General features: G+C 36.3%; 27 protein-coding genes. 6 read left to right on the top strand and 21 right to left on the bottom strand.

The annotated features are described in order from the left end of the window. Nucleotides 1–56: 56 nt before the first annotated feature. Complete coding sequence (locus tag ABXZ36_RS07840; protein ID WP_354614954.1) at nt 57–3,089, top strand: WD40/YVTN/BNR-like repeat-containing protein; 3,033 nt, start codon at nt 57–59, stop codon at nt 3,087–3,089. A gap of 133 nt (nt 3,090–3,222) precedes the next feature. Beyond that, nucleotides 3,223–3,633 carry a glyoxalase gene (locus tag ABXZ36_RS07835; protein ID WP_354614953.1) on the top strand — a complete coding sequence of 137 codons (411 nt, stop codon included), beginning with the start codon at nt 3,223–3,225 and terminating at the stop codon, nt 3,631–3,633. On the opposite strand, the gene ABXZ36_RS07830 is transcribed toward ABXZ36_RS07835, so the two are convergent. Next, nucleotides 3,622–4,302, bottom strand: a complete 681-nt coding sequence (locus tag ABXZ36_RS07830) for a DUF2461 domain-containing protein (RefSeq protein ID WP_354614952.1) — start codon at nt 4,300–4,302, stop codon at nt 3,622–3,624. The genes ABXZ36_RS07835 and ABXZ36_RS07830 overlap by 12 nt on opposite strands. A 95-nt stretch (nt 4,303–4,397) precedes the next feature. On the opposite strand from ABXZ36_RS07830, the gene epsC reads away from it, so the two are divergent. Both epsC and cysM read left to right on the top strand, forming a co-directional pair. Next, complete coding sequence (gene epsC, locus ABXZ36_RS07825; RefSeq protein WP_354614951.1) at nt 4,398–5,192, top strand: serine O-acetyltransferase EpsC; 795 nt, start codon at nt 4,398–4,400, stop codon at nt 5,190–5,192. After that, nucleotides 5,182–6,066: a cysteine synthase CysM gene (cysM, locus tag ABXZ36_RS07820; RefSeq protein ID WP_354614950.1), complete on the top strand. Its 885-nt coding sequence runs from the start codon at nt 5,182–5,184 to the stop codon at nt 6,064–6,066. The genes epsC and cysM overlap by 11 nt, the downstream gene beginning before the upstream one ends. Nucleotides 6,067–6,094: 28 nt before the next feature. Here the strand turns inward: cysM and ABXZ36_RS07815 are convergent, their stop codons facing one another. The 5 genes from ABXZ36_RS07815 to truA form a co-directional block, all read right to left on the bottom strand. Then, a complete protein-coding gene (locus ABXZ36_RS07815; protein ID WP_354614949.1) occupies nt 6,095–6,226 on the bottom strand; it encodes a DUF1328 domain-containing protein in 132 nt (43 codons plus the stop codon). A gap of 49 nt (nt 6,227–6,275) precedes the next feature. Further along, nucleotides 6,276–6,788 (bottom strand): hypothetical protein, encoded by a 513-nt coding sequence (locus ABXZ36_RS07810; protein ID WP_354614948.1) that lies wholly within the window; start codon nt 6,786–6,788, stop codon nt 6,276–6,278. Between the two features lie 105 nt (nt 6,789–6,893). Beyond that, nucleotides 6,894–7,394, bottom strand: a complete 501-nt coding sequence (locus ABXZ36_RS07805; RefSeq protein ID WP_354614947.1) for a Dps family protein — start codon at nt 7,392–7,394, stop codon at nt 6,894–6,896. A 210-nt stretch (nt 7,395–7,604) separates the two neighbouring features. Further along, nucleotides 7,605–8,696, bottom strand: a complete 1,092-nt coding sequence (corA, locus tag ABXZ36_RS07800; protein WP_354614946.1) for a magnesium/cobalt transporter CorA — start codon at nt 8,694–8,696, stop codon at nt 7,605–7,607. Nucleotides 8,697–8,742: 46 nt separating this feature from the next. Next, nucleotides 8,743–9,528, bottom strand: a complete 786-nt coding sequence (gene truA / locus ABXZ36_RS07795) for a tRNA pseudouridine(38-40) synthase TruA (protein WP_354614945.1) — start codon at nt 9,526–9,528, stop codon at nt 8,743–8,745. A 293-nt stretch (nt 9,529–9,821) separates the two neighbouring features. Here truA and ABXZ36_RS07790 point away from each other — a divergent pair, with 293 nt between their 5' ends. Continuing rightward, nucleotides 9,822–10,304 carry a hypothetical protein gene (locus tag ABXZ36_RS07790; protein ID WP_354614944.1) on the top strand — a complete coding sequence of 161 codons (483 nt, stop codon included), beginning with the start codon at nt 9,822–9,824 and terminating at the stop codon, nt 10,302–10,304. Nucleotides 10,305–10,359: 55 nt separating this feature from the next. Here the strand turns inward: ABXZ36_RS07790 and ABXZ36_RS07785 are convergent, their stop codons facing one another. Both ABXZ36_RS07785 and ABXZ36_RS07780 read right to left on the bottom strand, forming a co-directional pair. Next, nucleotides 10,360–11,829, bottom strand: a complete 1,470-nt coding sequence (locus ABXZ36_RS07785; protein ID WP_354614943.1) for a magnesium chelatase — start codon at nt 11,827–11,829, stop codon at nt 10,360–10,362. A 39-nt stretch (nt 11,830–11,868) separates the two neighbouring features. Further along, on the bottom strand, nt 11,869–13,011 hold the full coding sequence (locus tag ABXZ36_RS07780; protein WP_354614942.1) for a vWA domain-containing protein: 1,143 nt from the start codon (nt 13,009–13,011) through the stop codon (nt 11,869–11,871). Between the two features lie 78 nt (nt 13,012–13,089). On the opposite strand from ABXZ36_RS07780, the gene ABXZ36_RS07775 reads away from it, so the two are divergent. Further along, entirely contained in the window at nt 13,090–13,908 is an 819-nt protein-coding gene (locus tag ABXZ36_RS07775; RefSeq protein ID WP_354614941.1) for a DUF1853 family protein, read from the top strand. Here the strand turns inward: ABXZ36_RS07775 and hisIE are convergent. The 13 genes from hisIE to sucD all read right to left on the bottom strand — a co-directional run bounded on the left by hisIE (nt 13,903) and on the right by sucD (nt 26,677). Continuing rightward, nucleotides 13,903–14,532 (bottom strand): bifunctional phosphoribosyl-AMP cyclohydrolase/phosphoribosyl-ATP diphosphatase HisIE, encoded by a 630-nt coding sequence (gene hisIE, locus ABXZ36_RS07770; RefSeq protein ID WP_354614940.1) that lies wholly within the window; start codon nt 14,530–14,532, stop codon nt 13,903–13,905. The two genes, ABXZ36_RS07775 and hisIE, sit on opposite strands and share 6 nt — an antisense overlap. An 80-nt stretch (nt 14,533–14,612) precedes the next feature. After that, nucleotides 14,613–15,368, bottom strand: a complete 756-nt coding sequence (gene hisF / locus ABXZ36_RS07765) for an imidazole glycerol phosphate synthase subunit HisF (protein WP_354614939.1) — start codon at nt 15,366–15,368, stop codon at nt 14,613–14,615. 55 nt (nt 15,369–15,423) lie between these two features. Next, nucleotides 15,424–16,155 (bottom strand): 1-(5-phosphoribosyl)-5-[(5-phosphoribosylamino)methylideneamino]imidazole-4-carboxamide isomerase, encoded by a 732-nt coding sequence (gene hisA / locus ABXZ36_RS07760; RefSeq protein ID WP_354614938.1) that lies wholly within the window; start codon nt 16,153–16,155, stop codon nt 15,424–15,426. A gap of 12 nt (nt 16,156–16,167) precedes the next feature. Continuing rightward, nucleotides 16,168–16,584 (bottom strand): GNAT family N-acetyltransferase, encoded by a 417-nt coding sequence (locus ABXZ36_RS07755; RefSeq protein ID WP_354614937.1) that lies wholly within the window; start codon nt 16,582–16,584, stop codon nt 16,168–16,170. A gap of 3 nt (nt 16,585–16,587) precedes the next feature. Beyond that, on the bottom strand, nt 16,588–17,172 hold the full coding sequence (hisH, locus tag ABXZ36_RS07750) for an imidazole glycerol phosphate synthase subunit HisH (RefSeq protein ID WP_354614936.1): 585 nt from the start codon (nt 17,170–17,172) through the stop codon (nt 16,588–16,590). A gap of 85 nt (nt 17,173–17,257) precedes the next feature. Beyond that, nucleotides 17,258–18,391 (bottom strand): bifunctional histidinol-phosphatase/imidazoleglycerol-phosphate dehydratase HisB, encoded by a 1,134-nt coding sequence (gene hisB, locus ABXZ36_RS07745; protein ID WP_354614935.1) that lies wholly within the window; start codon nt 18,389–18,391, stop codon nt 17,258–17,260. 46 nt (nt 18,392–18,437) lie between these two features. Next, nucleotides 18,438–19,493: a histidinol-phosphate transaminase gene (gene hisC, locus ABXZ36_RS07740; RefSeq protein WP_354614934.1), complete on the bottom strand. Its 1,056-nt coding sequence runs from the start codon at nt 19,491–19,493 to the stop codon at nt 18,438–18,440. A 60-nt stretch (nt 19,494–19,553) separates the two neighbouring features. Next, nucleotides 19,554–20,843, bottom strand: coding sequence for a histidinol dehydrogenase (hisD, locus tag ABXZ36_RS07735; protein ID WP_354614933.1), 1,290 nt, complete (start codon nt 20,841–20,843; stop codon nt 19,554–19,556). Continuing rightward, the gene (hisG, locus tag ABXZ36_RS07730) at nt 20,843–21,700 is read right to left on the bottom strand and encodes an ATP phosphoribosyltransferase (protein ID WP_354614932.1); all 858 of its coding nucleotides are present in this window, start codon (nt 21,698–21,700) and stop codon (nt 20,843–20,845) included. The genes hisD and hisG overlap by 1 nt, the downstream gene beginning before the upstream one ends. Before the next feature lie 240 nt (nt 21,701–21,940). Then, nucleotides 21,941–22,756 (bottom strand): prohibitin family protein, encoded by an 816-nt coding sequence (locus tag ABXZ36_RS07725; protein ID WP_354614931.1) that lies wholly within the window; start codon nt 22,754–22,756, stop codon nt 21,941–21,943. A gap of 14 nt (nt 22,757–22,770) precedes the next feature. Further along, nucleotides 22,771–24,804 carry a VWA domain-containing protein gene (locus ABXZ36_RS07720; RefSeq protein WP_354614930.1) on the bottom strand — a complete coding sequence of 678 codons (2,034 nt, stop codon included), beginning with the start codon at nt 24,802–24,804 and terminating at the stop codon, nt 22,771–22,773. 101 nt (nt 24,805–24,905) lie between these two features. Further along, nucleotides 24,906–25,652 carry a 3-oxoacyl-[acyl-carrier-protein] reductase gene (gene fabG / locus ABXZ36_RS07715; RefSeq protein ID WP_354614929.1) on the bottom strand — a complete coding sequence of 249 codons (747 nt, stop codon included), beginning with the start codon at nt 25,650–25,652 and terminating at the stop codon, nt 24,906–24,908. Between the two features lie 149 nt (nt 25,653–25,801). Then, a complete protein-coding gene (gene sucD / locus ABXZ36_RS07710; RefSeq protein ID WP_354614928.1) occupies nt 25,802–26,677 on the bottom strand; it encodes a succinate--CoA ligase subunit alpha in 876 nt (291 codons plus the stop codon). Between the last annotated feature and the right edge of the window lie 54 nt (nt 26,678–26,731).

Raw genomic sequence — 26,731 nt, 5'->3', positions numbered from 1 at the left:
AAAAGAAAAGGCTCTTTATTTTTAAAAGGGTCTTTTTTATTAAAAACTGATTTGAAATGAAAAAATCGTTAGTAAAACTTTTAGTTGGGGCAATGATCATCCCTTTTATCGGATTTGCCCAAGAATCACAAACTAATAATGGTAAAGAAATTTTTGGTGATATAACAGCAAGACATATTGGACCTGCCCTTATGAGCGGTCGTATAAATGACATAGAAGTGCACCCATCCAATAGTCGAATTATCTATGCAGGTACGGCAGGTGGCGGAGTTTGGAAATCCAATGATGCAGGAATGACATTCAATCCGATTTTTGACGAATATTGTCAGTCTATAGGTGCTGTTACCTTGGATCCTAATGACCCTGACAACACTATTTATGTAGGAACTGGGGAGACATGGACAAGGAATAGTGTTTCTATAGGAGACGGCCTATATAAGTCGATTGATGGGGGGACTAATTGGAATAAAATTGGATTTAAAGCATCTGAGCGTATTGCCAGTATTATTGTTAACCCAGAAAATTCCAATGAAATTTATGTAGGCGTTTTGGGTGCCTTATGGGGAGACAGTGAAGAAAGAGGGGTTTATAAATCTAAAGATGCTGGAGAAACATGGGAGAAGCTTCTATACATAAATGGCAAGACCGGATGTGCAGATTTAACTATGGACCCATCTAATCCCAATATTCTTTATGCCTCCATGTGGGAGTTTAGAAGAACAGGATGGTCTTTTGAATCTGGAGGTAGTAATAGTGCCCTTTACAAATCAGTTGACGGAGGAGCCAATTGGAAAAAAATTCACAATGGTTTTCCTGAGGGTAATTTGGGCCGATTAGGAATTGCGGTAGCACCATCAAAACCAAATATCCTTTACACTGTAATAGAGGCAGAAAAAGACGAAAAGAAAGGCTTGTATAGAAGTGATGATGCAGGAGAATCATGGAAACAACTAAACAATGATTTTGGAATTACAGTTAGGCCTTTTTATTTTTCTAGAATTATTGTAGATCCAAAAGATGAAAATGTAGTGGTAAAAGGAGGACTTACTGGTTCTATTTCAAGGGATGGGGGCAAAACCTTCAAAAACCTTGGTAATATGCATAGTGATATCCACGATTTCGCCTTTGGCATAAAAGATTCTGATATCCTTTATGTTGGTACCGATGGAGGTGTATATCGCTCTTGGAATGGTGGTAATACCATGGAAATTGTTGAGAATCTGCCGCTTTCACAATTTTATCATGTGAGTGTGGATAATGAAGAACCTTACAATGTTTACGGAGGATTACAGGACAATGGTTCTTGGTTTGGGCCATCTAGTTCTCCCGGAGGCGTAGAGGCTAGGGATTGGAATTCTGTAGGTGCTGGGGACGGATTTAGAGTTTTGAAACATCCTTCAAAAAAGATCATCTATTCCGAAATGCAAGGAGCAGAGAACGTATGGCGATATGATGTGGAAAGAAACCTAACCAAGACGATACAGCCACTTCCAACAAAGAATACTCTAAAGTTGCGCTTTAACTGGAATGCTCCAATGGCTATTAGTGAGCATCAACCGGACCGTTTTTACATGGGCAGTCAATACTTACATAAGTCTGAGGATATGGGAGATACATGGCAGATCATCTCCCCTGACCTAACGACAAATGACCCGAAAAAGCAAAATCAGGAAGATTCGGGTGGACTTTCTAAAGATAATTCTGGTGCGGAAAATCATACTACTATTTTTACAATTGCTGAATCCCCTATGGATGAAAATATCATTTGGGTGGGTACAGATGATGGTAATGTCCAAGTGACCCAAGACGGTGGAAAAACATGGACCAATACAGTAAATAATATTATTGGATTACCCAAAAATACATGGTGTTACCACATAGAGGCAAGTACTTTTGAAAAAGGGACGGCTTATGCTGTTTTTGAAGGACATACAAGCGGTGATATGAAGCCCTATACGTATAGAACAACAGATTTCGGTAAATCGTGGACCAGCATTATTACACCAGATATTGAAGGTTTGGTCAGAAACATACAAGAAGATTATGTGAATCCAAATCTATTGTTTTTAGGTACTGAGTTTGGGCTTTATATAACCATGGACGGCGGAACAAATTGGTATAAGTTCACAAACAATATGCCCTCGGTAGCAGTTCATTTTATTGACCTTCACAAAAAAACAAATGATCTTGTACTAGGAACACATGGTAGAGGTATTATTATTATAGATGATATTTCTCCCTTAAGGGATTTAAATCCCGTGGTCATGAATAAAAACGTGCATTTTTTCGTGAATAACCCAACCGTAATTGATGAACAAGGAGGATTTTCTGGCGCATTTGGAAATGAGACCCAATTTGTGGGTCAGAACAAGACCAAAGACGTACAGATTAAGTATTACCTAAATAAGAGACATACCTTTGGAAAAATGGCGATGGAAATACAGGACATGGAAGGCAATAAAATTATGGAACTTGGACCTAGTAAATCGAAAGGAATTAACATAGTTAATTGGGGATATACCCGTAACGTCCCTAGAGTGGCCAAAGGCAAAACCTTTAGTTTTGGGGGGTTTACAGCACCAAAAGTTCCTGCTGGCACGTATAAAGTTGTCATGAATAAAGGCAAGGACACCTTTGAACATACTTTTGAGCTTGTTTATGACAATAAGTCACCCCTTTCACCAAGTGATCGGAAGCTTAAAAATGAAACGACCATGAAACTGTATAATATGACTCAAGAATTAGCATATTTAGTTTACGAGGTAGACGCACTGTTGGAACAAACTCAAACGAATGACAATTCCAAGTTGTCCTCTAAATTGAATGATTTAAAGAAAACCTTGGTTGTTACCACAGGGGATAATTATGTTGGTTCCGCTGAATTACAGCTTAGGGAAAAGATGACCGACCTGTACAGCAAGTTGGCTACTAACTACGATAAACCTACAAAATCTGAATTGGACAACCTAAATGTTATTTCGGAACGGTTCAGCTCGGCTAAAACGGACTTTGACAAACTGAAAAAAAATGCAAAGGATTATCAGAGTTTGCAGCTAAAGAGCTTTCAGGATTTTATAGATAGCAAATAATCAAGACTAAAATATAATTAAAAGCCATTGACTAAAAGGTCAATGGCTTTTTTGTTCATAACCCAGTTAAAAACTAATTGGTATAGGTAAATTAGGATTAATGTTAATGGCTACCTTTAAAAAAATCCGTGAGATGAATACTAGATCCACTAATCTCTTGAGCCTTCGTCCAGAGATTCCTTCTGCCAGAATTACAGATGATATGAGTAAAGATGAGCGTTTTCAAAACCAAACCCTCCGCCCTATCATCAAATTACAGAACCTTTTGATTATTTCTGTTTTCAAAAATTATATTGGAAAACATAAGAACAGATTCTATGAACTTACCCTTCAAAAGCGCATCGAATATATTGAAAATGCTGTTCAAAAGGATATTAAATTTAGAAATTCCTTAAAGGGTTTAATTATTGGTCAGTTTACCGTTGAGGAATACGAAACCTATATACAAAACTCTTCGGCCTTGAATAAAAGGATGATGAATATGGTTATAGAGCGTCTAAAAGATCAAATACAGCTACTAGAACTGGCTGCATTAGTCCAATAAAGTTTCTCCATTTAAATTGGTGGTGAGGATATCGCTCATTAAATCAAAGTAAGGCCTAATAGCCTTAAAGGATTCAGTAAGGGTATCCTCAAAATCAGGAGAAAACACCTCTTTGTCTGAGAAGTTTTTCATGACAGTGAATTGCTTTTTACGTATCAAGTCAATATTGGGGTCTTCTTTATCAAATCCTTTTGGTGCTGTTTTTAGTTCTTCTCCTTGCAGGTTTCCCCATACTTTTTTAAATGAAGGATTATTAAGTATTTCTCTTATTTCCGAAGAATCAAGTTCAAACTCTTTTCTTATCCTCAAGAGATCATCTTTATTTGGTTCCCAAAAGCCTGCTGCAATAAAGCTTTCGCCTGGTTTCAATCGGATATAATACCCTCCCCTCAATGTGCTGCCCATTCTGGAAAAGGAACCTGCAAAATGTACTTTATAGGGTGTTTTGTCCTTAGAAAATCGTACATCGCGATAGATACGGAATATTTTTAATTTTTCTAGTTCATCATACTCACGCATTGATTGTAACACACTGATATAGAATTTTTTAACCTTGGCTTCCAAGGTTTTGAATTGTGTTTTATGGTCTGTAAACCACTCTTTATTATTATTCTTTTCCAATTCTTTTAAAAAATCGAAAATATCTTTCGTAATCAATGGATTCTGCATACGACCAAAAGGCTTTCAAATTATACTTTAAAGTTACACATTTTCGAAGCTTTCGTTTGAAATATTGGTTAATTTTGAACTAACTAGAATGCAACATGGATAAACAATCAATTATAAAGAAAATCATTCAGCATAAGAAACAACCAAATTTGAGATATCGGTTGAAGCAGAATGTAGAGAATTTTACAGATCGACTTTTTTTTATGCTTTTCGACATAGAGACTCCAGTGGAAGAAAATTTAGACATTTTAGAAACTGAATTTGATCAATTAGTAAGCTTAGCATGTTGGGAGGTAGACACCCCCTGCAAAAAAGTTTGGAACAACTACATGGCCAAAATTCCTGATATTTTAGAAAAACTCAATTTAGATGCAGAGGCTATTGTGAACTGCGATCCGGCATCCCTATCCATAGAAGAGGTGTATATGGCGTATCCTGGTTTTTATGCTATAGCTATTTATCGTTTAGCGCATGAATTATATGAAGAAGGATTTCCTTTAGTGCCACGTTTAATGACAGAATATGCACACAGACAAACAGGAGTAGATATCAATCCTGGTGCCCAAATTGGGGATTCATTTTTTATTGACCATGCCACTGGAGTTGTAATAGGGGAAACCGCCATTATAAAAAACAATGTGAAAATTTATCAAGGTGTAACCTTGGGGGGATTATATGTCGCCAAAAACCTTCAGAATACCAAAAGACACCCTACCATAGAAAACAATGTGACCATTTATGCCAATGCAACTATTTTAGGAGGAAAAACGGTTATAGGTGAAAATAGTATTATAGGCGGTAATGCGTGGATCACGTCATCTATTGCTGCTAATTCAACAGTATATCATACTCCAGAGATAAAAATAAAAACTATTTCCAATGGAGTATAGCATATTAGATCTAATCGGAAATACTCCCCTTGTAGAATCAAGGGTATTAAATCAAAACCCTAATGTCCGATTGTTATTTAAAATGGAGGGACATAATCCAGGGGGCAGCGTCAAGGACAGGGCTGCATTAAATATGATTCAAAGTGGTCTTGAAAGAGGCGAAATTGACAAAACCTCTAAATTAATTGAAGCAACAAGTGGAAATACCGGCATAGCGTTGGCTATGATTGCTGGTATATATGGTTTGGATATAGAATTGGTAATGCCGGAAAACTCTACTAAGGAAAGGGTACAGACCATGAGAGCCTATGGGGCAAAAGTGACCTTAACCCCTGCTGATATTGGAATAGAAGGTGCTCGTGACTATGCCGAGGATAAGGTAGCTAATCAAGGATATATTATGTTGAACCAATTTGGTAATGACGATAATTGGAAGGCACATTACAAAAGTACAGGTCCAGAAATTTGGCGAGATACGGAAGGGAAAGTCACACATTTTGTTTCCTCAATGGGAACCACGGGAACAATTATGGGGACTTCTACCTTTTTAAAGGAAAAGAATCCTAATATACAGATTGTTGGGGTGCAACCTGCGGACGATGCTAGGATACCTGGAATACGAAAATGGCCAGAAGAATATTTACCTAGAATTTTTGATAAAAGTAAGGTAGATCAGATTATTGAGGTTACCGAAGAATCTGCCATTGTAATGGCCAAAAGGTTAGCCAAAGAAGAAGGGATATTCTCCGGGATGAGCAGTGGTGGGGCAACTGTGGCTGCATTGGAGTTGGCCAAAACTTTAGACAAAGGCGTCATAGTTTCTATTATATGTGATAGGGGCGACCGTTATTTGTCCTCAGACTTATTCGAATAAGAAAAGAGCGCCTTTAAGCGCCCTTTTCTTATTTCCTGAATAACCCACTTATTAAGGTCAGTAGGAAAACCAACATAATGATGAAGAAAAGTATTTTAGCGATTCCTTCAGCAGCACCTGCCAATCCTCCAAATCCGAGAATTGCCGTAATACCTGACATTACTAAAAATATAAAGGCCCGGTGCCACTTCATTAATTCTTAAATTAGTCTATTTCATAGATGTATAATCTTCAATAAATAGTTCTATTTCATTTCCTTTATCATCGGTAATTACATATGCTTCTTTATTGCTTTTAAGTTTATTCTTGTAAATGCTTTCGCTCTTTACAATCTCTAACTTATTTCCATTATCTATAGCTACCATGATTTCATCGTCATTGGTAACTAGCATAAAATCCGACTTTATATCTGCCCTATAACTAAATTTTATAATCTCGTCATAGGCATTATCTGAATCGCTATCAATTTTCACCGTTTTCATAACATTCTTTTTCTGGAATATACGATCTTGATTTACCTTGGACTTGTCCTCTGGCTCCATTAGAACATCTCTGGAAATAACTGTATTAATTTTTACAGAATTTTTTATCAACTCTCCATTTTCATAAACCTCATAGGTTTTCTCTACAGTTTCTGAGGTCATTTCACTATTTTCTTGGGCGAATATTGTAGTTGCCGAGAAAATTAATAATGTGCTTAGTATTATCTTTATAGATTTCATATGTTTTGTTTTAATATTCGTAATTCTATTATCAATTTTAGCACTTTGCTCATATTTTGTGCTAATAATTACTTTTAATGTTGAATCTGTTATTAGTCTCAAAGACTAGCTTACAGAAGCGTTCCTTAGCTTATCAGTTTTTTCCTTATTCCAAGCGTCCAACATCCAACTTGTTTTTTCAAGATTTCTAATATAGGCTCCAATCAGGTCAATGGTTCCTTCATCTCCAATAGAATCAGCTTTATTTACCACCTTTGTCATCTGTTTTAATAATAAACTATGTGATTCTAAAATTTCTACTACCATTTCCTTATCGGTCAGAGAATTCATGCTTTCTTTAATTGCGGACGCTTTTAAATATTCACTGTAATTACTCATTGGATGATACCTTAACGTTAAAATACGTTCTGCGATATCATCTACCTTTACTCTTGCATCAGTATATAACTCCTCAAACTTCTCGTGAAGATCAAAGAAGTTATTCCCTAAAATGTTCCAATGAAAGTTTCTCAGTTTTTGATAGTACATATGGTAGTCTGCCAATAATGTATTGAGTTCTACAACGACAGGCAATAATTTTTCTTCATTAATATTTAAATAATTCATATTCGATATATGTTTTTTAGGATTAAAAAAAGTGATGTTACTTTTGGACAGGTAGTCTTTGATTTGCCAATAGAATATTAGCGTATTAGGCGAATGCTTTTATAAGATATTTATTATGTCCAACTATCCTAATATACGTGGTATAGCTATATTTGTCAAGGTGTTTAACGGCCTTTAACGGTATTTGGGAAGTATTAACAAAATGGTTTGTTAAAGCCAGCGTTTCTTTTTAAATAAAATTAACATGGTAATAAAAAGAGTTAACATAACTCCTAAGACAACAAAATAGCCATATTTCCACTCTAGTTCCGGCATAAAGGAAAAGTTCATCCCATAGATTCCAACTATAAATGTCAAAGGAATAAATATAGATGCCATAATGGTAAGCACTTTCATCACCTCGTTCATTTTATTGCTAACATTACTCATGTACATCTCTAATAAACTCATGGACATTTCTCTATAAATCTGAAGGCTTTCATTGATTTCGAGGCAGTGATCCATTAAATCCTTTAAGAACAATTTGGTGTCCTTTGTGACCAAGGGGTTTTCGGATTCTATAAGTCTGTTGATCAATTCCTTTACTGGAAATATCCTTCTACGTACTCTTAAAACCTCTTTTTTGAGATCTTGGATTTTTCGTGCAGTATATGGAGTCGGATTATCATATACTTCTTCCTCTAATTGCTCTATTTTCGAATTGATATTCTCCAAAACAACAAAATAATTATCTATAATGGCATCTAAAAGGGTAAAAAGTAAATAGTCTGCTCCCCTACTCCTAATACGACCCGATTTTGTATGGATACGATCTCTTAATCCATTGAAAACGTCTTCTTTAAGTTCCTGAAAGACAAGTACAGCTTTATCCATTAGTACAAAGGCAACATGCTCACTTACCAGTTCATTATTGGCATCCAGATAAATCATTTTTAGAACGCAAAAAATATAGTTTTCATATTCATCAATTTTTGGTCTTTGACTGGTATTCACCGCATCCTCAATAGTCAATGGATTCAACTCAAAAGTCCTGCCAAGATTTTCTATATAGGCCTCATCACTTAATCCAACTACATTAATCCAAGAAGTTGAGGGCGAGTTCTTAAAATCAAGAATTTTTTCAACCACGTCCGTTTGGTAAACTTGATATGAATTTTCATCAAATTCTATGATACTTACATCGCTTTTTTGTCCTTCTCTAAATCCTAAATAGGTTACCGTACCTGGTGCCTTCCCTATTTTTTTGTTAGCTCTAGGTTGTTTCTTGTGGGTAGTTTTATAGTTGGATTTCTTTTTTGACATACGATGTATTTTATGATTTAAAGATAGGAATATGTGGGCAAAAAAATTAGTGAAAATCCAATCTATTCAACAATAATCCAGAACCTGGAGCAACATAGGACAATAGGAATTCAGTTTCTGGCTTAAGGGTTCTTTTTATATCATTAAGGCTTAACTCACCTTTCCCCAGTGAAATTAAAGCTCCCATGACCATACGTACTTGATAGCGCATAAAGCCTTCTGATACAATGTGAAGCGCATAGCTTTTTTCAGGAAAAAAATTGGCCTTTAATATGGTGTTCTCTTGAATTTCACAGCTTTTAATACTGCGATTATAATTAGTATTGTCCTGATGTCTTGTGGTGTAATTTCGGAAATCATGATCTCCAACAAACAGGTGTGCTGCTTTGGTCATCAGTTCCAAATCTAAATCATCCTGTATGTTAGCAATGAAGGGAGCGCTAAAAGGATGATTTTTTTGGCCAAATGAAAATAAATAGACGTACTCCTTTTCTTTGCTATTTTGAATGATGTTGAAGTCCTTAACAACATTTGAAATGGATATTATTCTTATATCTGGAGGTAAGTTCTTATTGAATAAATCCTTAAATTCCATTAAGTCGTCCAAAGGTAGGTCTTCCAAAAAAAGTTCAAAAGCAGCTTGTAGGGCAGATACCTTTGCATCGGTGCGACCGGCTCCCAATATTTTAAATTTTCGTTCAGGCAATATGAACTTTAAAGTTTTCAAGAGCATGCTTTCAATGGTCTTTTGACCGGGCTGTTTCTGCCACCCGCTGTATCGGAATCCCAAGAATTGTAATTCAATTAGATAATAGTTGCGTTCCTTTTGCATGGGTCGGTTTTAAGCTTTAAAGGTAGGGTTAAGATGAAACCTAAATCGCAAAATTAATAATTTGATATTAGACTTATTTTTCCTTGATTTCACGATTAGTATTTCATCACCCTTTTTTTTAGGTTTCACAACTATAACAGTACTTCACTTGGAAGACTGTGCAACATTACACAACACTTTTTTGCGTATTGTCAACAATGCTTGCACTTCATCGAAATGTTTGAAATAAATGAAAACATATTGCGTTTTGCTTTTGAAACAGGGGTACCCCAAGCGCCCTTAAACCTACTTTAATGAATATACTACTACGCATCTTTCCTTGGAAAATGATTAAGGTATTATCCATTGTGATATTGATGACACTTATCGTTCTTAATTTTTATGGTCTTTATACTAATAAGTTCTACTTTTTTAAATTTGACAATTACATATTTCCAATCTTGACCTTGGCGCATTTTGTATATCTCTATGTAACGTGGTTTAAAGTAAGAGAAAATGAATATCCTGATCCCCAAATGAGAAATTTGGAGTATATGTTATACATTATTATGTTCGTATATGTGTTTCAAATTTTTGATACCCTTTACATCTTATCTAGTTATTCGGACTACGATGAATCTATAATTCCAGTAACTTTCCTTCCTGTAGGATCTTTGATTGTTACCTTGTATATTTTGTTGATTTTTTTGACGCTAATTTCCTTTAAGTACCGTAAAGTATTGGTAGGAGAGTATAAATTTATGGATATGAATGATAATATTGATTCTTGGCAATAAGATGATTTCTATTAGATAAAAAAAGCCCTCTCATAATGAAAGGGCTTTTGGGTTTTTATAGACCGTTAATAAAGCTGCCGTAAAGATCTTTAAATTGATACCCCTCGGTAAACCGATGTTTGCTTAATTTCTTGTGGGCCACCAAACCCCAAAGCAATAGTTCTTTTAAAAAGTAACTGTCTTCTTTTAAGGCATCTGGTTGATATTCCTTTATCAATTGATTTAGCGGTGGTACACTATCCAACTCCTTTTTATACTCTTTATCTGTGGCATCATCCAATATTTCGAAGCCTTCCCCGTCAAAAAACCAAGAGATTAGTTCATCGTAAGGCCCAGCGGCCTCCTTTCGTTCCAATTTATCAATTTTAGGGAAATACATAGGGAACAATGTTTTAATGGCATCCTCCACTAAAATAGAAGCTACACCCCCAGCTCCTTCCTGTTCACCTTCATATACCAATTCTATTTTTCCTGTAATGGAAGGAATGATACCCATAAAGTCGTTTAAACGGATACTAGTGTTGTCTTCACCATTTTTCAAGGCACGACGTTCTGCAGTACTCAACAAGTTCTCAAAAGCCGTAATACTCATTCTGGCACTCACCCCACTCTTAGCATCTACATATTCACTTTCACGTGCTTCAAAACTTATTTGTTCCAAAAGATCTTTGGCCATGTCTGGAACAAAAACAACATTAGTTTGCCTTTCGTCTAACTTGGCTTCCTGTTCCGTAATTTTCCGAGCTGTTTTTATATCCTCAGGGTAATGTGTTAATATTTGTGATCCAATCCTATCTTTTAAAGGGGTTACTATACTCCCCCTATTGGTATAATCTTCTGGATTGGCTGTAAATACAAATTGTAGGTCCAAGGGTAGGCGCAATTTAAAACCTCTTATCTGAATATCCCCTTCTTGTAATATGTTGAAAAGGGAAACTTGAATCCTAGCTTGTAGGTCTGGTAATTCATTGATCACAAAAATACAGCGGTTCGCCCTTGGAATCATCCCAAAATGGATCACCCTGTCATCTGCATAGGACAATTTTAGGTTTGCCGCCTTTATGGGATCTACATCTCCAATTAAATCTGCTACAGTTACATCAGGGGTGGCCAATTTTTCATAAAAACGCTCTTCTCTAGGCAACCAAGAAATAGGTGTTTTATCTCCTTTATCTTTTATGAGCTCCATAGCATACCGGGACATAGGCTTTAGGGGATCGTCATTGATCTCTGATCCTTCAACGACGGGTATAAATTCATCCAGAAGATTCACCATTAATCTCGCCAATCTAGTTTTGGCTTGTCCCCTAAGTCCCAAAAGGTTAATATTATGTCTAGAAAGAATGGCTCTTTCCAATTCTGGAATCACAGAATTTTCATACCCCCAAACCCCAGTAAAGGTTTGTTCCTTATTCTTAATTTTATGTATTAGGTTATCCCTAAGTTCATCTTTAATTTTTTTTGTTTGGTATCCCGTATTTTTGAGATCACCCAGTGTCTTTATTTCTTTATAGTTCAATTTCATATATTTTTTTAAATACTACTTGGTAATAAGTAATGGTTATTATCCCTTTAATCTTTTTCTTCTGTTCTGTTCATAATCTTCAAAAATCATTTCTCCTAGACCTTTTAATCCTGTAAAGAAGGCCTTCCCATTATTAGCTTCTGCAAAATGTCGCACAAACTGGGTTAAATAAGGATCTTGGGCAATCATGAAGGTGGTGATTGGAATGTGTAATTTTCTAGCCTGCCTGGCCATATTATAACATTTCTCCACGATATAATCATCCAAGCCAACGCTATTCTTATAGTAGGTGCCGTCTGGCATTCTCAGACAACTAGGTTTGCCATCGGTGATCATAAAAATCTGTTTATTGGTATTCCTCCTTCTTCTAAGTATGTCCATGGCCAACTGTAATCCAGCAACAGTATTGGTATGGTACGGTCCCACTTTCAAATACGGGAGATCTTTTATGGGAATTGGCCAAGCATCATTACCAAACACTAAAATTTCCAAGGTATCCTTGGGATAACGTGTGGTAATAAGTTCAGCCAAGGCCATTGCTACCTTTTTTGCAGGCGTAATGCGATCTTCCCCATAAAGGATCATACTGTGGGAAATATCAATCATAAGTACAGTACTCATCTGAGCTTTGTATTGAGTATCCTCTACTACAAGATCATCTTCGCTTAGGGCAAAGCTGTCCATCCCATGGTTAATTTGGGCATTTTTTAAACTTTCGGTCATGGAAATATGTTCCAATCCATCCCCATAGCGATATTCCCGGAATTCCCCTGTATGCTCGTCTCCCCTTCCAGATTTGCCAGTTTTGTGGTTTCCTGAGCCACTGCGTTTTAGTTTTCCGAAAATTTGGTCTAAAGCGGCTTGTCTAATAACACGCTCCATTTTAGCAGTAATGGATAAATCCCCATTGCCTTCCCCTGTTCCTTCTCCTCCACCGTCTTCGAATTCTTCTCTTAAAAATCCTTTTGCTTTTAGATCTTCAATAAAGTCTTCAATGGTGTAATTTTCATCTGTAAGTTCGTATTCCTTATCGAGCTCCCGTAACCAATCTAACGCTTCATCCACATCTCCTGAAGTATGTGTAATCAACTCTTTGAATATCTCAAAAAGCTTCTCGAATGGAGTTTGGTCCGGTGACTTGTAATTAGAAAAACGAAATCCTTTTCTTTTGTTCATAGCCATGCTATAAAATTAATACATTTGGAAGAGACCCATTATTTTTTAAAGAAAACTTAACGCTTTACCCTACTTTAGCATCGTATGAATCCCGAAAACCTTTCAAAATTTGTAACCTTTTTTAAAACACCGCCCTTGTGGTATGGAAATTATGACGGACTAGAGCAATTTGACTTCCCAGAAATTGATTTACAGGATTTAAAGATTGATTCAATTCCAGAAAATATAAGATTAGGTCATCAAATGGAACGTGTTTTCCTTCAACTTGTCGAACATTCGCCTCGCTACAGGGTACTCGCCTATAATATCCCGATAAGAAAAGATAAAATTAGTTTGGGTGAAATTGATTTTATTTTGAAGGACTTAGAAGAAAATAAGATGTTGCATGTAGAGCTTACGTATAAGTTTTACATCTTAGACCCTACTGTTGCCAATCCAATACATCAATTGATAGGGCCCAACAAAAGGGATACTTTTTATGACAAAAAAGAAAAAATAAAACACCAGCAAATTCCTTTGCTCCATTCACAAGAAGGAAGCACGGTATTGAGGGATATGAATATTGATCATGAAAGTCTTGATCATAAGGTTTGTTTTAAGGCGCAGGTTTTTCTTCCTTTAGGATTACAAAATCCCAGCTTTTTACCCTTAAATAATAGTTGTTTTGCTGGATACTGGATGTCCCAAGAAACTTTTTCAACCTTTAGGAGAAATTTTTCCTTGTTTTATATTCCCTATAAAAAGCAATGGCCGGAAAGTCCGACATCTGATCTACATTGGAACTCCTATCAAGATTTTAAGATAGATTTAGATTCCCGATTGGCAAATAAAAATTCCCCCATGGTTTGGCTAAAAAAATTCAATGGGGAATTGCTAAAAGTTTTTGTTGTGTGGTGGTTATGATTTCTTCTGCCTAGTTTTTAAAACCTCCACGATATCATTTAATTTAAATCCTTTTGCCTGCAATAATATGAGGTAATGGAACAGCAGATCGGCACTCTCGTCCAAGAAAAGTCCATCGTTATTATCTTTAGCCTCAATAACCACTTCAACAGCTTCTTCACCAACTTTTTGGGCTACCTTATTAATGCCTTTTTGAAAAAGTGAAGAAACATAACTAGGCTTTGCTCCTTCTTCAATGGGAGCCTTACCTTCCGCTTGGTTTTTTCTATTTTGGATGATTTCTTCCAAACCGGAAATAAACCCAAAGTCTTGCACATTTTCTTGGCCCCAACAAGTATCAGTACCCTTATGGCAGGTAGGGCCAATGGGATCTACCGAGATCAGCAAGGTGTCTTGGTCACAGTCCAATTGAATATTGATCAGTTTTAAGAAATTACCACTCTCTTCCCCTTTGGTCCATAATCTATTTTTAGTTCTACTAAAGAAGGTAACAGTTTTGGTATCCAATGTTTTTTGGTACGCCTCTTCGTTCATGTAGCCAAGCATTAAAACATTCTTGGTATTCGCATCCTGTATGATGGCGGGTACTAATCTATCTGAATTTTTTGTAAAATCTATTTTCATACAATTTTTTTTATAATATACTAATAACAAATAGTATACTTAATCTTATCTCTACCTTTACTTAATATTAAATAGGCTACTTAAAGACGCACAGGAATATTATTTTTTCTCAATTCTTCCTTTAAATTCTTTATTTCTATTTCCTTAAAATGAAAAACACTTGCGGCCAATGCAGCATCTGCCTTACCTTCTATAAAGGTATCTGTAAAATGCTGAATATTGCCTGCTCCTCCCGATGCAATAATTGGAATATTCAATTCGGTGGACAATTTGGCCAAGGCTTGATTAGCAAACCCATTTTTGGTTCCATCATGGTTCATAGAGGTAAATAATATTTCTCCGGCGCCTCTTTGCTCCACTTCTTTTGCCCATTCAAAAAGATTCAATGTAGTAGGTACTTTTCCTCCTACTAAATGAACAATCCACTCTCCATCTATTTCTTTTGCATCTATGGCAACCACGATGCATTGAGATCCAAATTTAGCAACCAATTCGTTGATCAATCCAGGATTTTTTACCGCAGAGGAGTTAATGGAAACCTTATCTGCCCCGTTATGCAATAAAATATCAACGTCCTCAATGGAAGATATTCCCCCGCCAACGGTAAAGGGAATATTTACTTTTTCAGCCACCCTGAGCACTAGATCGGCTAGGGTTCTTCTTCTTTCTTCTGTAGCAGAAATATCAAGGAAAACCAATTCGTCTGCTCCGGTCCTTGCATAAATCTCAGCGAGTTCCACAGGATCGCCAGCATCACGTAAATCGACAAAGTTTATGCCTTTTACGGTGCGTCCATTTTTAATATCCAAACAAGGAATAATGCGTTTTGTTAACATTCTAATATCGTTTTACATGAAAGAATACTCTTCCACTTTGAGCTTTACTATTGCTTTAGTTATATTTTAAGACAAAGTCTTCCAATTGTTTCATTGAGATACGGCCTTCATATATTGCCTTTCCTATAATAGTGCCTTCACAGCCCATTTCTGCCAATTTGGGCAGTTCATCAAAAGTGGAAATTCCCCCACTGGCAATAAGCTTCAGTTTTGGCCCTGCTTCCCTTAATATTTTGCTATAAAGATCAAACGATGGACCTTCCAACATACCGTCCTTACTGATGTCTGTGCAAATTACACAGGAAATACCCTCTTTCTGATAGGATTGGATAAAAGGTATTAACTCCTCATTGGAATCTTCCAACCAACCAGAAACAGCTACCTTTTCATTTTTGGCATCTGCACCTAGAATTATTTTATCGGCACCATATTTTTGTATCCAATTGATAAAGGTGTCCCTGTCTTTAACAGCAATACTACCTCCAGTAATTTGTTTGGCACCGCTGTTGAACGCAATCTGCAGGTCCTCATCGGTTTTAAGACCCCCACCAAAATCTATCTTTAATGACGTATTTGCAGCAATCTGCTCCAAAACCTTATGGTTCACGATGTGTTTAGATTTTGCACCATCCAAATCAACCAAGTGCAGATATTCAATACCATGGGCCTCGAATTCCTTAGCAACCTCTAGAGGGTGTTCATTGTATATTTTTTTAGTATTGTAATCTCCTTTTGAAAGGCGGACACACTTACCATCTATGATATCTATTGCAGGTATTATTCTCATTTTACTGATTTATTAAAGAACTACGTTGTCCTTGGTCATCCAAAGTGTAGAGTTTCCTATTTTTTCAAATCCAAAACGCTCGTAAAGCGAGTGGGCATCTTTAGTTTTCAGAGCAAAGGTCTTTATCTCAATTAAAGCATCACTATTCATCACATGTGATATTAATTTATATCCCAATCCTTTACCTTGAGAGTCTTTAAATATAAGTACGTCCATCACATAGGCAAATACTACAAAATCTGTCACTACCCTAGCAAAGCCCAATTGTTCGTTTGTTTCGGAATACAAACCAAAACAGAACGAATTGTCAATTGTTTTCTGTACATCTTCAAGGGATCTTTTCATTCCCCAATAAGAATCTTCACTGATATATCGGTGAATTTTAGTGATGTCCAACTGTTCTTTATTGGTAGATACGTACGTTTCCATTTTTTAAATAACTTCTAGAAAATTTTTGAGGATAACTTCACCAATCGTGCTGCTTTTTTCTGGGTGAAATTGAGTCCCGTAAAAATTATTCTTCCGCAAAGCTGCACTATATCGTACATCATATTCGGATACAGCAATGGTTTCAGAACAAATAGGGGCATAATAACTATGTACCAAGTAAATATGCTCCTTTTCGGATATATCTTTAAATAAAGATGTTTTTAAATCGGATATCTGGTTCCACCCTATTTGTGGCACTTTTACCTTGTTTGAAAATTTCTTTACATCCACATCAAAAATCCCCAAACCTTGGGTATTTCCTTCTTCCGAAGAATGACACATAAGCTGCATGCCCAAACATATTCCCAATACCGGTTGTTTTAGATCTGGGATTATAGTATCCAGTTTACTATCGCGTAGCTTTTTCATAGCACTACTTGCTTCTCCCACTCCAGGGAAGATGACTTTATCCGCAGCTTTTATTTCGGCTACATTATCACTTAAAACGGCTTCATAGCCCAAGCGTTTTATTGCAAATTTGATACTCTGAATATTTCCAGCACCGTAGTTGATGATAACTATTTTCATTTTTTATGTGTATGATTTAGGAGCTATATTGAATCACTAAATTATTTAACCGATTCCATATACCCTTTAATCAATTATTTTAATATTACAGCACCCCCTTGGTGCTAGGCAAAACCATTTTTTCCACGTCCCGCTTCACCGCCATTTTGATGGCCTTCGCGAAGGCTTTAAAAATAGCCTCAATTTTATGGTGTTCATTAGTGCCTTCTGCTTTGATGTTCAAATTAGCTTTCGCTCCATCAGTAAAAGATTTAAAAAAATGAAAGAACATTTCAGTAGGCATTTTCCCTATCATTTCACGTCTAAATTCTGTTTCCCATACCAACCAGTTACGGCCACCAAAATCTATTGCCACCTGTGCCAAACAATCATCCATTGGTAAACAGAACCCATATCTTTCTATTCCCAGTTTATTACCCAAGGCCTTATGGAATACCTCTCCTAAGGCTATTGCTGTATCTTCAATGGTGTGGTGCTCATCTACCTCCAAATCACCATTTACATTAATATCAAGGTCCATTTGACCGTGTCGTGCCAATTGATCTAACATATGGTCAAAAAAGTCGATTCCGGTTTTGATATTACTTTTCCCAGTACCGTCCAGATTCAATTTGATGAATATATCGGTTTCATTGGTCTTACGGTTAATTTCGAAAACCCTATCCTTCAATTTTAAGAACTCATATATTTTTTCCCAGTCGTTATTTTCCAAGGCTATCACATCATTAAGTTCTTCATGCTTTACAGTGATTTCCCCAGGACCTAAATTGGTATTGTCGTTGATATAAATTCCTTTGGCTCCAAGGTTCTTTGCCAATTCTATATCAGTTAATCTATCCCCTATCACAAAGGAGTTCGCTAAATCATAATCGGCAGAAAAATATTCCGTCAACAAACCGGTCCCAGGCTTTCTGGTTGGTGCATTTTCATGTGGGAAGGTTCTATCCAAGAATACCTTATCAAAGACTACCCCTTCATTCTCGAAAGCCTTAAGGATAAAATTGTGCACTGGCCAAAAAGTATCCTCAGGAAAAACATCTGTACCCAAGCCGTCCTGATTGGTAATCATAACCAATTCATAATCCAACTCTTTCGCAATTTTACCCAAAAAAGTAAATACTTTGGGATAAAAGATCATTTTGTCAAAGGCATCAATTTGCTCGTCAATCGTTTCCTTGATGATAGTGCCATCCCTATCTATAAATAATACTTTTTTCATAAATTCACAGCCAATGTCCTTCAAAATTAAGGATTGGACTTCTTTATTATTGGTTATCTATTTTCTTTAATAGTTTTATCAATTTCTTATTTTCCTTAGCAGTTCCTACAGTAAACCTTAAAGTGTTCTCGCAGAGGGGCTGGGTAGTCCTGTTCCGAACCACAATACCTGCCTTTAATAGTTGATGGTATCTTTTGGTAGCGTCATCTACTTTAGTTAAGATAAAATTAGCATCCGATGGATATATTTTTTCAACAAAATCAATACTTCCCAAAACATTATAGAGCGCATCTCTTTCTTTTAAAATGGCTAAAACTTCTTTGTTTACCCTTTCTAAATCCTCGATTCTTTCAAGAGCTCGCTGCTGAGTAAGTTCATTAATGTTATATGGTGGTTTAATTTTATTAAGGATTGCTATTATTTCTTCTGAAGCAAAACAGATTCCTAGTCTAATCCCCGCCAAACCATATGCTTTTGAAAGTGTCTGGGTAACTATCAAATTTGGGTAATTTGACAACTCAGTTATCCAGCTGACATCGCTGGAGAAGTCTATGTAAGCTTCGTCTATGACTACCAATCCGTGAAATCTATTCAATAATTCACGGATAATGGCACTTGATATGCCATTACCTGTGGGATTGTTTGGTGAACATATAAATAAGAGTTTGCTATGTTCATCTTTTACTTTAAAGATTTCTGCGATATTGGGCTGAAAATCTTCGGTTAACAATACTTCCCTATTTTCAATATTGTTGATATAAGAAAGCACTTTGTACATGCCATAGGTTGGTGGTAGGGATATGACATTATCCTCTTTTGGTTCACAAAATGCCCTAAAAATTAGATCGAGCACCTCGTCACTGCCATTTCCCAATAGAATTTGAGATGAAGATACTCCCTTATTAGCCGCTAGGACTGCTTTTAATGAACGTTGTTGTGGGTCAGGATATCGATTGACCCCATTTTCAAACGGATTTTCATTAGCATCTAAAAACACCATTTGGGAGCCATCAGACACATATTCATCCCTTGCAGAAGAATATGGACTTAGTCCTTTTACATTCTCCCTTACCAAGTTGTTTATATTTATTTCAATTTTCATAGTCTACGTCACAAGGACAAATTTCCAGAATCTTTGCGCTTCGCACTAGATCCAAATATTTTAATTGTTAATCAAACTTTGTAACCTGAGGGTAACTGCATTTTTATGTGCCTGTAACCCTTCTGCTTCTGCCATTACCTCTATGGTCCTTCCAATTGCCTGGATACCCTTATCTGAAATTTTTTGGAAAGTCATACTTTTCATAAAGCTATCTAAATTCACCCCGCTGTATTGTTTAGCATACCCATTAGTAGGTAAGGTATGATTAGTACCTGAGGCATAATCCCCTGCACTTTCTGGCGTATAATTACCTATAAATACTGAACCTGCATTTAAGGTATTATCCAAAAAGAATGCCTCATTTTTAACACAAAGAATGTAATGCTCAGGACCATACTCGTTAATAAGGTCAATAGCAGTCTGTTCATTCTCTACAAAGATCAATTTACTATTGGCAATGGCCTTTACTGCTATTTCCTTTCTAGGAAGAACTCCAATTTGGATTCCCACCTCTTTTTCTACTTCTTCTATCAGTTTTTTGGAAGTAGAGACCAAAATTACTTGACTATCCACACCGTGTTCAGCCTGACTCAATAGATCAGAAGCTACAAATGCCGCATCAGCAGTATCGTCGGCCATCACTAATAGCTCGCTGGGTCCGGCAGGCATATCTATGGCTACGCCATATTTGGTGGCTATTTGTTTTGCAACTGTCACATATTGGTTTCCAGGTCCAAAGATTTTATACACTTTTGGAATGGACTCCGTTCCAAAGGTCATCCCTGCAATAGCTTGGATACCCCCAACTTTGAAAATCTGGGTCACACCACATAGATTGGCAGTATACAATATGGCTGGATTAATTTTTCCTTCCTTATTGGGAGGGGAACATAAGACTACGTCTTTACAACCGGCAATGGCAGCAGGAACTGCTAACATTAAAATGGTCGAAAACAAAGGTGCTGTTCCTCCAGGAATGTAAAGTCCCACTTTTTGAATTGGACGTTTTTCTTGCCAACATTGAACCCCTTTTGTAGTTTCTACATCCACTTTTGGAGTTTGTTGCGCCTTATGGAAAACCTCAATATTACTTTTTGCCTGTAGAATAGCTTGTTTAAGTTCCTCAGAAACTAAAGCAATACCTTCCTTAACTTCTGCTTCCGTAACCTTGATATTTTTCAGGAAAACTCCATCAAACTGTTTGGTATACTTGGTTATCAAGGCATCACCATCTGCTTTCACTTCTTTGAAGATTTGATTGACAATCCCTTCTATGTCGGCAACTTCTTGTGTTGGCCTTTTTAAAATAGCTTCCCATTCTTTTCTTTCGGGATTATATATTTTGTTCATTACAGGACCATTTTTTCAATTGGACAAACTAAAATACCTTCTGCTCCAGCCTCTTTTAATTCCTCGATTACTTCCCAGAACTTATCTTTATTGATAACCGTATGCACTGAACTCCACCCTTCTTCTGCCAATGGCAATACTGTTGGACTCCTCATTCCTGGTAAAAGAGCAATAATATCCTTCAATTTTTCATTTGGAGCGTTTAATAGTACATATTTAGATTGCCTTGCTCTAAGAACCGATTGAATCCTAAAACGCAGTTTTTCCAAGAGTATCTTTCCTTCTTCAGAAATTTGCGGAGAGACCACCAAAACAGCTTCACTATGAAGCATCACCTCTACTTCTTTTAAATTGTTTTTGAAAAGAGTGCTGCCACTGGAAACAATGTCACAAATAGCATCTGCCAGTCCAATATTGGGCGCAATTTCAACTGAGCCATTGATAATATGCAACTCCGCTTTAACTCCTTTTTCCTTTAAATAATTTTCTACCGTATTTGGATAAGATGTGGCAATCCTTTTCCCTTCAAAATCCTTTATGGAATTATATTTTACAGATTTTGGTATTGCCAAGGAAACCTTGCATTTAGAAAAACCTAGTTTTTCGGCTACTATAAGGTCCTGCCCTTTCTCTATCAAAACATTTTCACCTATAATAGCTATGTCCACTACGCCATCCCTTAGATACTGGGGTATATCGCCATTTCTAAGATAAAAGGCTTCCAAGGGGAAATTTCTTGAAGAGGCCTTTAGTTGATCTTTTCCATTATCAATGGATATACCACAATCCTTTAAGATTTGTAGGGAATCTTCATTTAGCCGTCCACTTTTTTGAATAGCAATTCTAATTTTTTTCATGTGCTTAATTTTTGTTTTTGGCCTGAACAAATAAACAGGATGTTAAAAACAAAACCCGTTTGATTGCTCAAACGGGTTAGAATATATTTTGTTACAACAATACATTTCTAGCTCGCCTGATTGCAAGTAAAGAAATGATGATGCTGTACGCTATACTTTTTCATAATGATACAAAAATAATACTAATTTTTATTCTTGAAAAATTTATGTCTCACAATTTGTTTCAAATATGTTAAAATACTATTGATTCCCTAAAATGACAGGTAATCCACCATCTCCAGAACCAATAACGATTACTTTGCTATTTGGTGATTGGGATAGTTTTAAGGTAGCTTCTATACCTTTGTCCTGAAGGATTTTATCGGTTAGGGATGCACTTAAAATTCTGTTTGCATCTGCTTTACCTTGGGCCTCTATAATTACTTTTTCCGCTTCCTTTTCAGCGGTCACCAGTCTAAATTCATATTCCAAAGATTCCTGTTCTTGCTTTAACTTACGCTCAATAGCTTCTTTAATAGTTGCTGGCAAAGTTACATCTCGCACCAAAATCTCATTTAATTGAATGTACTGTCCATCTACGATTTTTCTGGTCTCCTCAAAAATTTCCTGTTGTATGGCATCCCTTTTACTGGAATATAATTGCTCAGGGGTATAACGACCTACAACACTTCTTGCTGCTGATCGTATGGATGGCAATAGAACGCGTTGAACGTATTCTTCACCTTTTTCTTGGTGCAGTTTCCCCAAAAACTCTCTTTTAGGTTCAAACCATGCAGAAGCATCCAATTTAATATTCAATCCATTAGAAGAAAGTACGTTCATCTTTTCAAATACTTCTTGTTGTCGTACTTCATAGATGAATACCTTGTTCCAAGGGGCTACAATATGAAAACCTTCACCCAGGGCGGGTTCGTCAGTAACGACACCTCCTCCAAAAGTTTCGTATAAAACGCCGGCCTTACCTGATCCAATGGTAACAGCAGATTTAGTTATTAAAATAACCAGTAAAATAATAGTAATAATCGCAGGTATTGCAATCTTAGGTAATTTGTCCATTTTCTATATTTAATTTAACTTAATCCTTTAAATTTACGCAAAAACCATTCCGCTGTCAAAATGGCTACAATTATAGCCAATAAGATTCTAAAATCAATTAAAGATACGACATTTTGGCTGCTTACTTGGGTAGGAAGATAACGTTTGTCAGTAATCAGCCTAGATAGTAAACTATCTACCTCTATTGGATAAAAAAGACTCCCACCAGTATTTTGCGCCAATCTTCCCATTTTTTTATAATTGCTGGATAAGAATTGTTTTTCAATATCAAAATCTAGAATCTTGAACCCACCTGTTTTTGAAATGGTTTCATCTTTAACATTTACCTTAAACTCATAGGAGTCACTGATGAAATTTTCTAAGTCTACCTCGTAATAACCATTTTTCAATAAGAAAGGTATTTCCTGTATAAAGTTATCTGAAAGCCGTTTGATTGTTATGGACAAAGAAGCATTGGTGTCAAAAATATAGGTCTTATCAAAGAAAGAAGCTTTAATTTTAGCTTCACCCGCACCAGAGAAAATTACATTATAATCGACGGTTAGGCGTTCCTTCGATTTATTGGTTGCCAAATACAACACAAGCTTGGCAATTAATTCATCAAAATTATTGAATCCATTGTCATTTCTAAAACTTTGCATTCTCCATTTCCATATATTTTCACCAAATAAGACTGCCTCTTTTCTAGAATCATTAGTTAAGACCGTCAAAAGTGGTTGTCTAACGTCTACGCCCTTGATGCGTTGATTTATTAATGTTTCGTTGGGTTTTATAATAAGAATTTCGCCGAGATCACTTTCAAGAGGAGGAAAATTAGATACAGAAAATTCAGCATTATTGAAAATGGTGAAATTGGAATTTAATATCGGGAAAATTTCTTCAACTTGATTATAGGAATTCTTTTCGAAACTATTTTGAACTGAATTCAAAAAACGCCAATCTGTTTTTGTTCCTGTTATAGTGAAAACCTGTGCCCTTTTAACTTCTATAAAGTCATAAATAGGCTTAAAAGAAGGTACGGGTTGATATAAAATAAACAGATCAATATCTTCTAATTTATCAACGTTTGTGTTCGGGTTTAATATATCTACACTGCGTTGTTCATTACTTTCAATTGCTTTTTTTAGCGCCCCTATGTCTGGATGAAGCATATCTGAAATGATAGCTACATTGGTTTTTTCATCGATTACCTCTAAGGCTACTTCCCGTACATTATTGGAAACATTTTTTTCATTTTCCAATGGACTTACAGTTATTTTTATCTCCTTGACTCCAACCGTTTTTGCCTCAAGTAGTGTACTCAGTCTTCTAGAATTATTCGTTTTTGAAAAGGTCATAGTCTCTGTTGCAACTACCTTTCCTTCTATCATAATCCGAACAACGGTATTTACACTGCCTTCACCTTCATAAGCAACATATGTTTCCAAGGGGAATTTATTCTTAAGAAAAGCATATGTATTGACATTGACCTGAGAAATTCTAATATCATCATATGTCGCCGTATCCCCTACAACAAGTGGATATACCGTAACTTTTTTTGGAGAACCGTAAAATTCATAATCCTCCCCAACAGTCTGGTTTCCGTCACTTATCATAATGACCGCTGTGTTGGAGGCATCAAATAAGGTGTTAAGGGATTTTAATGCATCTGAAATATTGGTGCTCTTTTTTGTGAAATTTAAGCTATCCAAAGTTTCTATGCCATTACCAAAGCTAAAGGTTTGAAGGTTAAATAGGTCTAAAACACTCTTATTGCCCGTTATTTTTCTTAAGAGAGAATCTACATTGGTATTTGTATTAGCTTTTTTTATAGAGGTAGAATTATCTACCAATACCACCAAATTAGACTTCTCTATCTCGTATTCTGTTTTTGCTAATTTCGGATTTATCAACACTAAGAGAAGACCAAAAATGGCTAAAAAACGTAAAAGGGAGAGGAAAATTCTTAGTTTCCTACTCCCTTTGTTCTTGTAAAAATACTGGACATATACTATAGGGAATGCGAGCAAAGCTGCGAGCAAAATATATAGTACTGAAGATGTTTGCATATCGTTTTTTAATTCATTCTAAAGCCAGAAGTTAGAACCTCATTGTATTATATTTTGTTTTAACACAAAAGGTACACTACCTATGATATTAACTTCTTTGTCTACGTGAGCATTCCCCCATCAACATTTAGAACTTGTCCGGTTACATAAGCTGATAAGTCAGAGGCAAAGAACAAGCAGGCATTTGCAACATCATCAGGAGATCCACCACGTTTAAGTGGAATCCCATCTCTCCATCCCTGAACTACCTTAGCATCTAATTTATCGGTCATTTCCGTTTCAATAAATCCAGGAGCAATAGCATTACAACGAATGTTTCTGGAACCGAGTTCTAAAGCTACCGATTTTGTAAATCCTATCATTCCTGCTTTTGAAGCGGCATAATTGGTCTGGCCAGCATTCCCTTTAACACCTACAACACTGCTCATATTGATGATAGATCCTTTGCGTTGTTTCAACATAGTACGTTGTACCGCCTTGGTCATATTGAAAACTGATTTTAAATTGATTTCTATTACAGTGTCAAAATCATCTTCGGACATACGCATCAGCAAATTATCCTTGGTAATGCCCGCATTATTTATTAAGACGTCTATGGAATCAAAATCTTGCAATATTTTGGCAACCAATTGTTCCGAGTCCTCATAACTGGCAGCATTACTCTTGTAGGCCTTGGCCTTAACACCTTTGGCCATTAATTCTTTTTCCAATTCAAGGGCAGGAGCCTCACTAGAACTATAGGTAAAGGCTACATTGGCACCATGATCTGCAAAAACCTTGGCAATTCCCATACCTATGCCCCTACTGGCACCTGTAATAATAACATTTTTTCCTTCGAGAAGTTTCATGTGATTTCATTGTTTACTTAAGTTGATATTCAAATATAGGCTATGTTTCAGATAAGGCGAAAAAAATCCCTATTTCTCCCGAATTTAATTCAGAACAATAGGGATTTTTTTGAGATTCATTACCTGAATCCTATACATTTTTAGGACAACTATGACCCTAATACTTCTTTTACTTTAAGACCAATTTCCGCAGGGGAATCTACCACGTGAATTCCACACTCCCTCATTATGCGCTTTTTGGCTTGGGCAGTATCATCACTACCACCAACAATAGCACCTGCATGGCCCATTGTTCTTCCCGCAGGAGCTGTTTCACCTGCAATGAATCCAATAATTGGTTTTTTACTTCCACTGGCTTTGTACCAATGGGCAGCATCAGCTTCCAATTGACCACCAATCTCTCCTATCATGACCACACATTCAGTTTCTGGATCGTTGATTAATAATTCAACGGCTTCTTTAGTGGTGGTACCAATGATTGGATCACCACCAATTCCAATGGCTGTAGTTATCCCCAATCCTTGACGCACTACTTGGTCAGCAGCTTCGTATGTTAATGTTCCTGATTTTGATACTATTCCAATAGTTCCTTTTTTAAATACAAAACCTGGCATAATACCTACTTTTGCCTCGCCTGGAGTAATTACGCCAGGACAGTTAGGACCTATCAGTCTGCAATCTTTACCTTTTATGTAGTCGTAAGCCTTCACCATATCAGCTATAGGAATCCCTTCAGTAATGGTAATAATAACTTTAATTCCCGCTTCGGCAGCTTCCATAATGGCGTCTGCAGCAAATGCAGGTGGAACAAAAATAATAGTCGTATCCGCTCCTACTTTCTCTACTGCTTCCGCAACAGTATTAAAAACAGGTCTTCCCAAATGCTCTAGTCCCCCTTTTCCTGGAGTTACACCTCCGACTACATTGGTTCCGTATTCTATCATCTGTTCGGCGTGAAATGTACCTTCACTACCCGTAAAACCTTGTACAATAATTTTCGAGTCCTTATTAACTAAAACGCTCATTCTATATTTGGTTTATTTTTTGGTTTACAAAAATATGTCTTAAAAAACGATTTC

Origin of the sequence: Sediminicola arcticus (assembly GCF_040566695.1) — a bacterium.
GTDB lineage: Bacteria > Bacteroidota > Bacteroidia > Flavobacteriales > Flavobacteriaceae > Sediminicola > Sediminicola arcticus.
Note: the sequence above shows the minus strand (reverse complement) of the source record. Positions and strands in the feature narration are given on the sequence as shown.

Coding starts and splice junctions, on each gene's coding strand:
- ABXZ36_RS07840 (WP_354614954.1), top strand. CDS start 57: ATGAAAAAATCGTTAGTAAAACTTTTAGTTGGGGCAATGATCATCCCT.
- ABXZ36_RS07835 (WP_354614953.1), top strand. CDS start 3,223: ATGAATACTAGATCCACTAATCTCTTGAGCCTTCGTCCAGAGATTCCT.
- ABXZ36_RS07830 (WP_354614952.1), bottom strand. CDS start 4,302: ATGCAGAATCCATTGATTACGAAAGATATTTTCGATTTTTTAAAAGAA.
- epsC (WP_354614951.1), top strand. CDS start 4,398: ATGGATAAACAATCAATTATAAAGAAAATCATTCAGCATAAGAAACAA.
- cysM (WP_354614950.1), top strand. CDS start 5,182: ATGGAGTATAGCATATTAGATCTAATCGGAAATACTCCCCTTGTAGAA.
- ABXZ36_RS07815 (WP_354614949.1), bottom strand. CDS start 6,226: ATGTCAGGTATTACGGCAATTCTCGGATTTGGAGGATTGGCAGGTGCT.
- ABXZ36_RS07810 (WP_354614948.1), bottom strand. CDS start 6,788: ATGAAATCTATAAAGATAATACTAAGCACATTATTAATTTTCTCGGCA.
- ABXZ36_RS07805 (WP_354614947.1), bottom strand. CDS start 7,394: ATGAATTATTTAAATATTAATGAAGAAAAATTATTGCCTGTCGTTGTA.
- corA (WP_354614946.1), bottom strand. CDS start 8,696: ATGTCAAAAAAGAAATCCAACTATAAAACTACCCACAAGAAACAACCT.
- truA (WP_354614945.1), bottom strand. CDS start 9,528: ATGCAAAAGGAACGCAACTATTATCTAATTGAATTACAATTCTTGGGA.
- ABXZ36_RS07790 (WP_354614944.1), top strand. CDS start 9,822: ATGAATATACTACTACGCATCTTTCCTTGGAAAATGATTAAGGTATTA.
- ABXZ36_RS07785 (WP_354614943.1), bottom strand. CDS start 11,829: ATGAAATTGAACTATAAAGAAATAAAGACACTGGGTGATCTCAAAAAT.
- ABXZ36_RS07780 (WP_354614942.1), bottom strand. CDS start 13,011: ATGGCTATGAACAAAAGAAAAGGATTTCGTTTTTCTAATTACAAGTCA.
- ABXZ36_RS07775 (WP_354614941.1), top strand. CDS start 13,090: ATGAATCCCGAAAACCTTTCAAAATTTGTAACCTTTTTTAAAACACCG.
- hisIE (WP_354614940.1), bottom strand. CDS start 14,532: ATGAAAATAGATTTTACAAAAAATTCAGATAGATTAGTACCCGCCATC.
- hisF (WP_354614939.1), bottom strand. CDS start 15,368: ATGTTAACAAAACGCATTATTCCTTGTTTGGATATTAAAAATGGACGC.
- hisA (WP_354614938.1), bottom strand. CDS start 16,155: ATGAGAATAATACCTGCAATAGATATCATAGATGGTAAGTGTGTCCGC.
- ABXZ36_RS07755 (WP_354614937.1), bottom strand. CDS start 16,584: ATGGAAACGTACGTATCTACCAATAAAGAACAGTTGGACATCACTAAA.
- hisH (WP_354614936.1), bottom strand. CDS start 17,172: ATGAAAATAGTTATCATCAACTACGGTGCTGGAAATATTCAGAGTATC.
- hisB (WP_354614935.1), bottom strand. CDS start 18,391: ATGAAAAAAGTATTATTTATAGATAGGGATGGCACTATCATCAAGGAA.
- hisC (WP_354614934.1), bottom strand. CDS start 19,493: ATGAAAATTGAAATAAATATAAACAACTTGGTAAGGGAGAATGTAAAA.
- hisD (WP_354614933.1), bottom strand. CDS start 20,843: ATGAACAAAATATATAATCCCGAAAGAAAAGAATGGGAAGCTATTTTA.
- hisG (WP_354614932.1), bottom strand. CDS start 21,700: ATGAAAAAAATTAGAATTGCTATTCAAAAAAGTGGACGGCTAAATGAA.
- ABXZ36_RS07725 (WP_354614931.1), bottom strand. CDS start 22,756: ATGGACAAATTACCTAAGATTGCAATACCTGCGATTATTACTATTATT.
- ABXZ36_RS07720 (WP_354614930.1), bottom strand. CDS start 24,804: ATGCAAACATCTTCAGTACTATATATTTTGCTCGCAGCTTTGCTCGCA.
- fabG (WP_354614929.1), bottom strand. CDS start 25,652: ATGAAACTTCTCGAAGGAAAAAATGTTATTATTACAGGTGCCAGTAGG.
- sucD (WP_354614928.1), bottom strand. CDS start 26,677: ATGAGCGTTTTAGTTAATAAGGACTCGAAAATTATTGTACAAGGTTTT.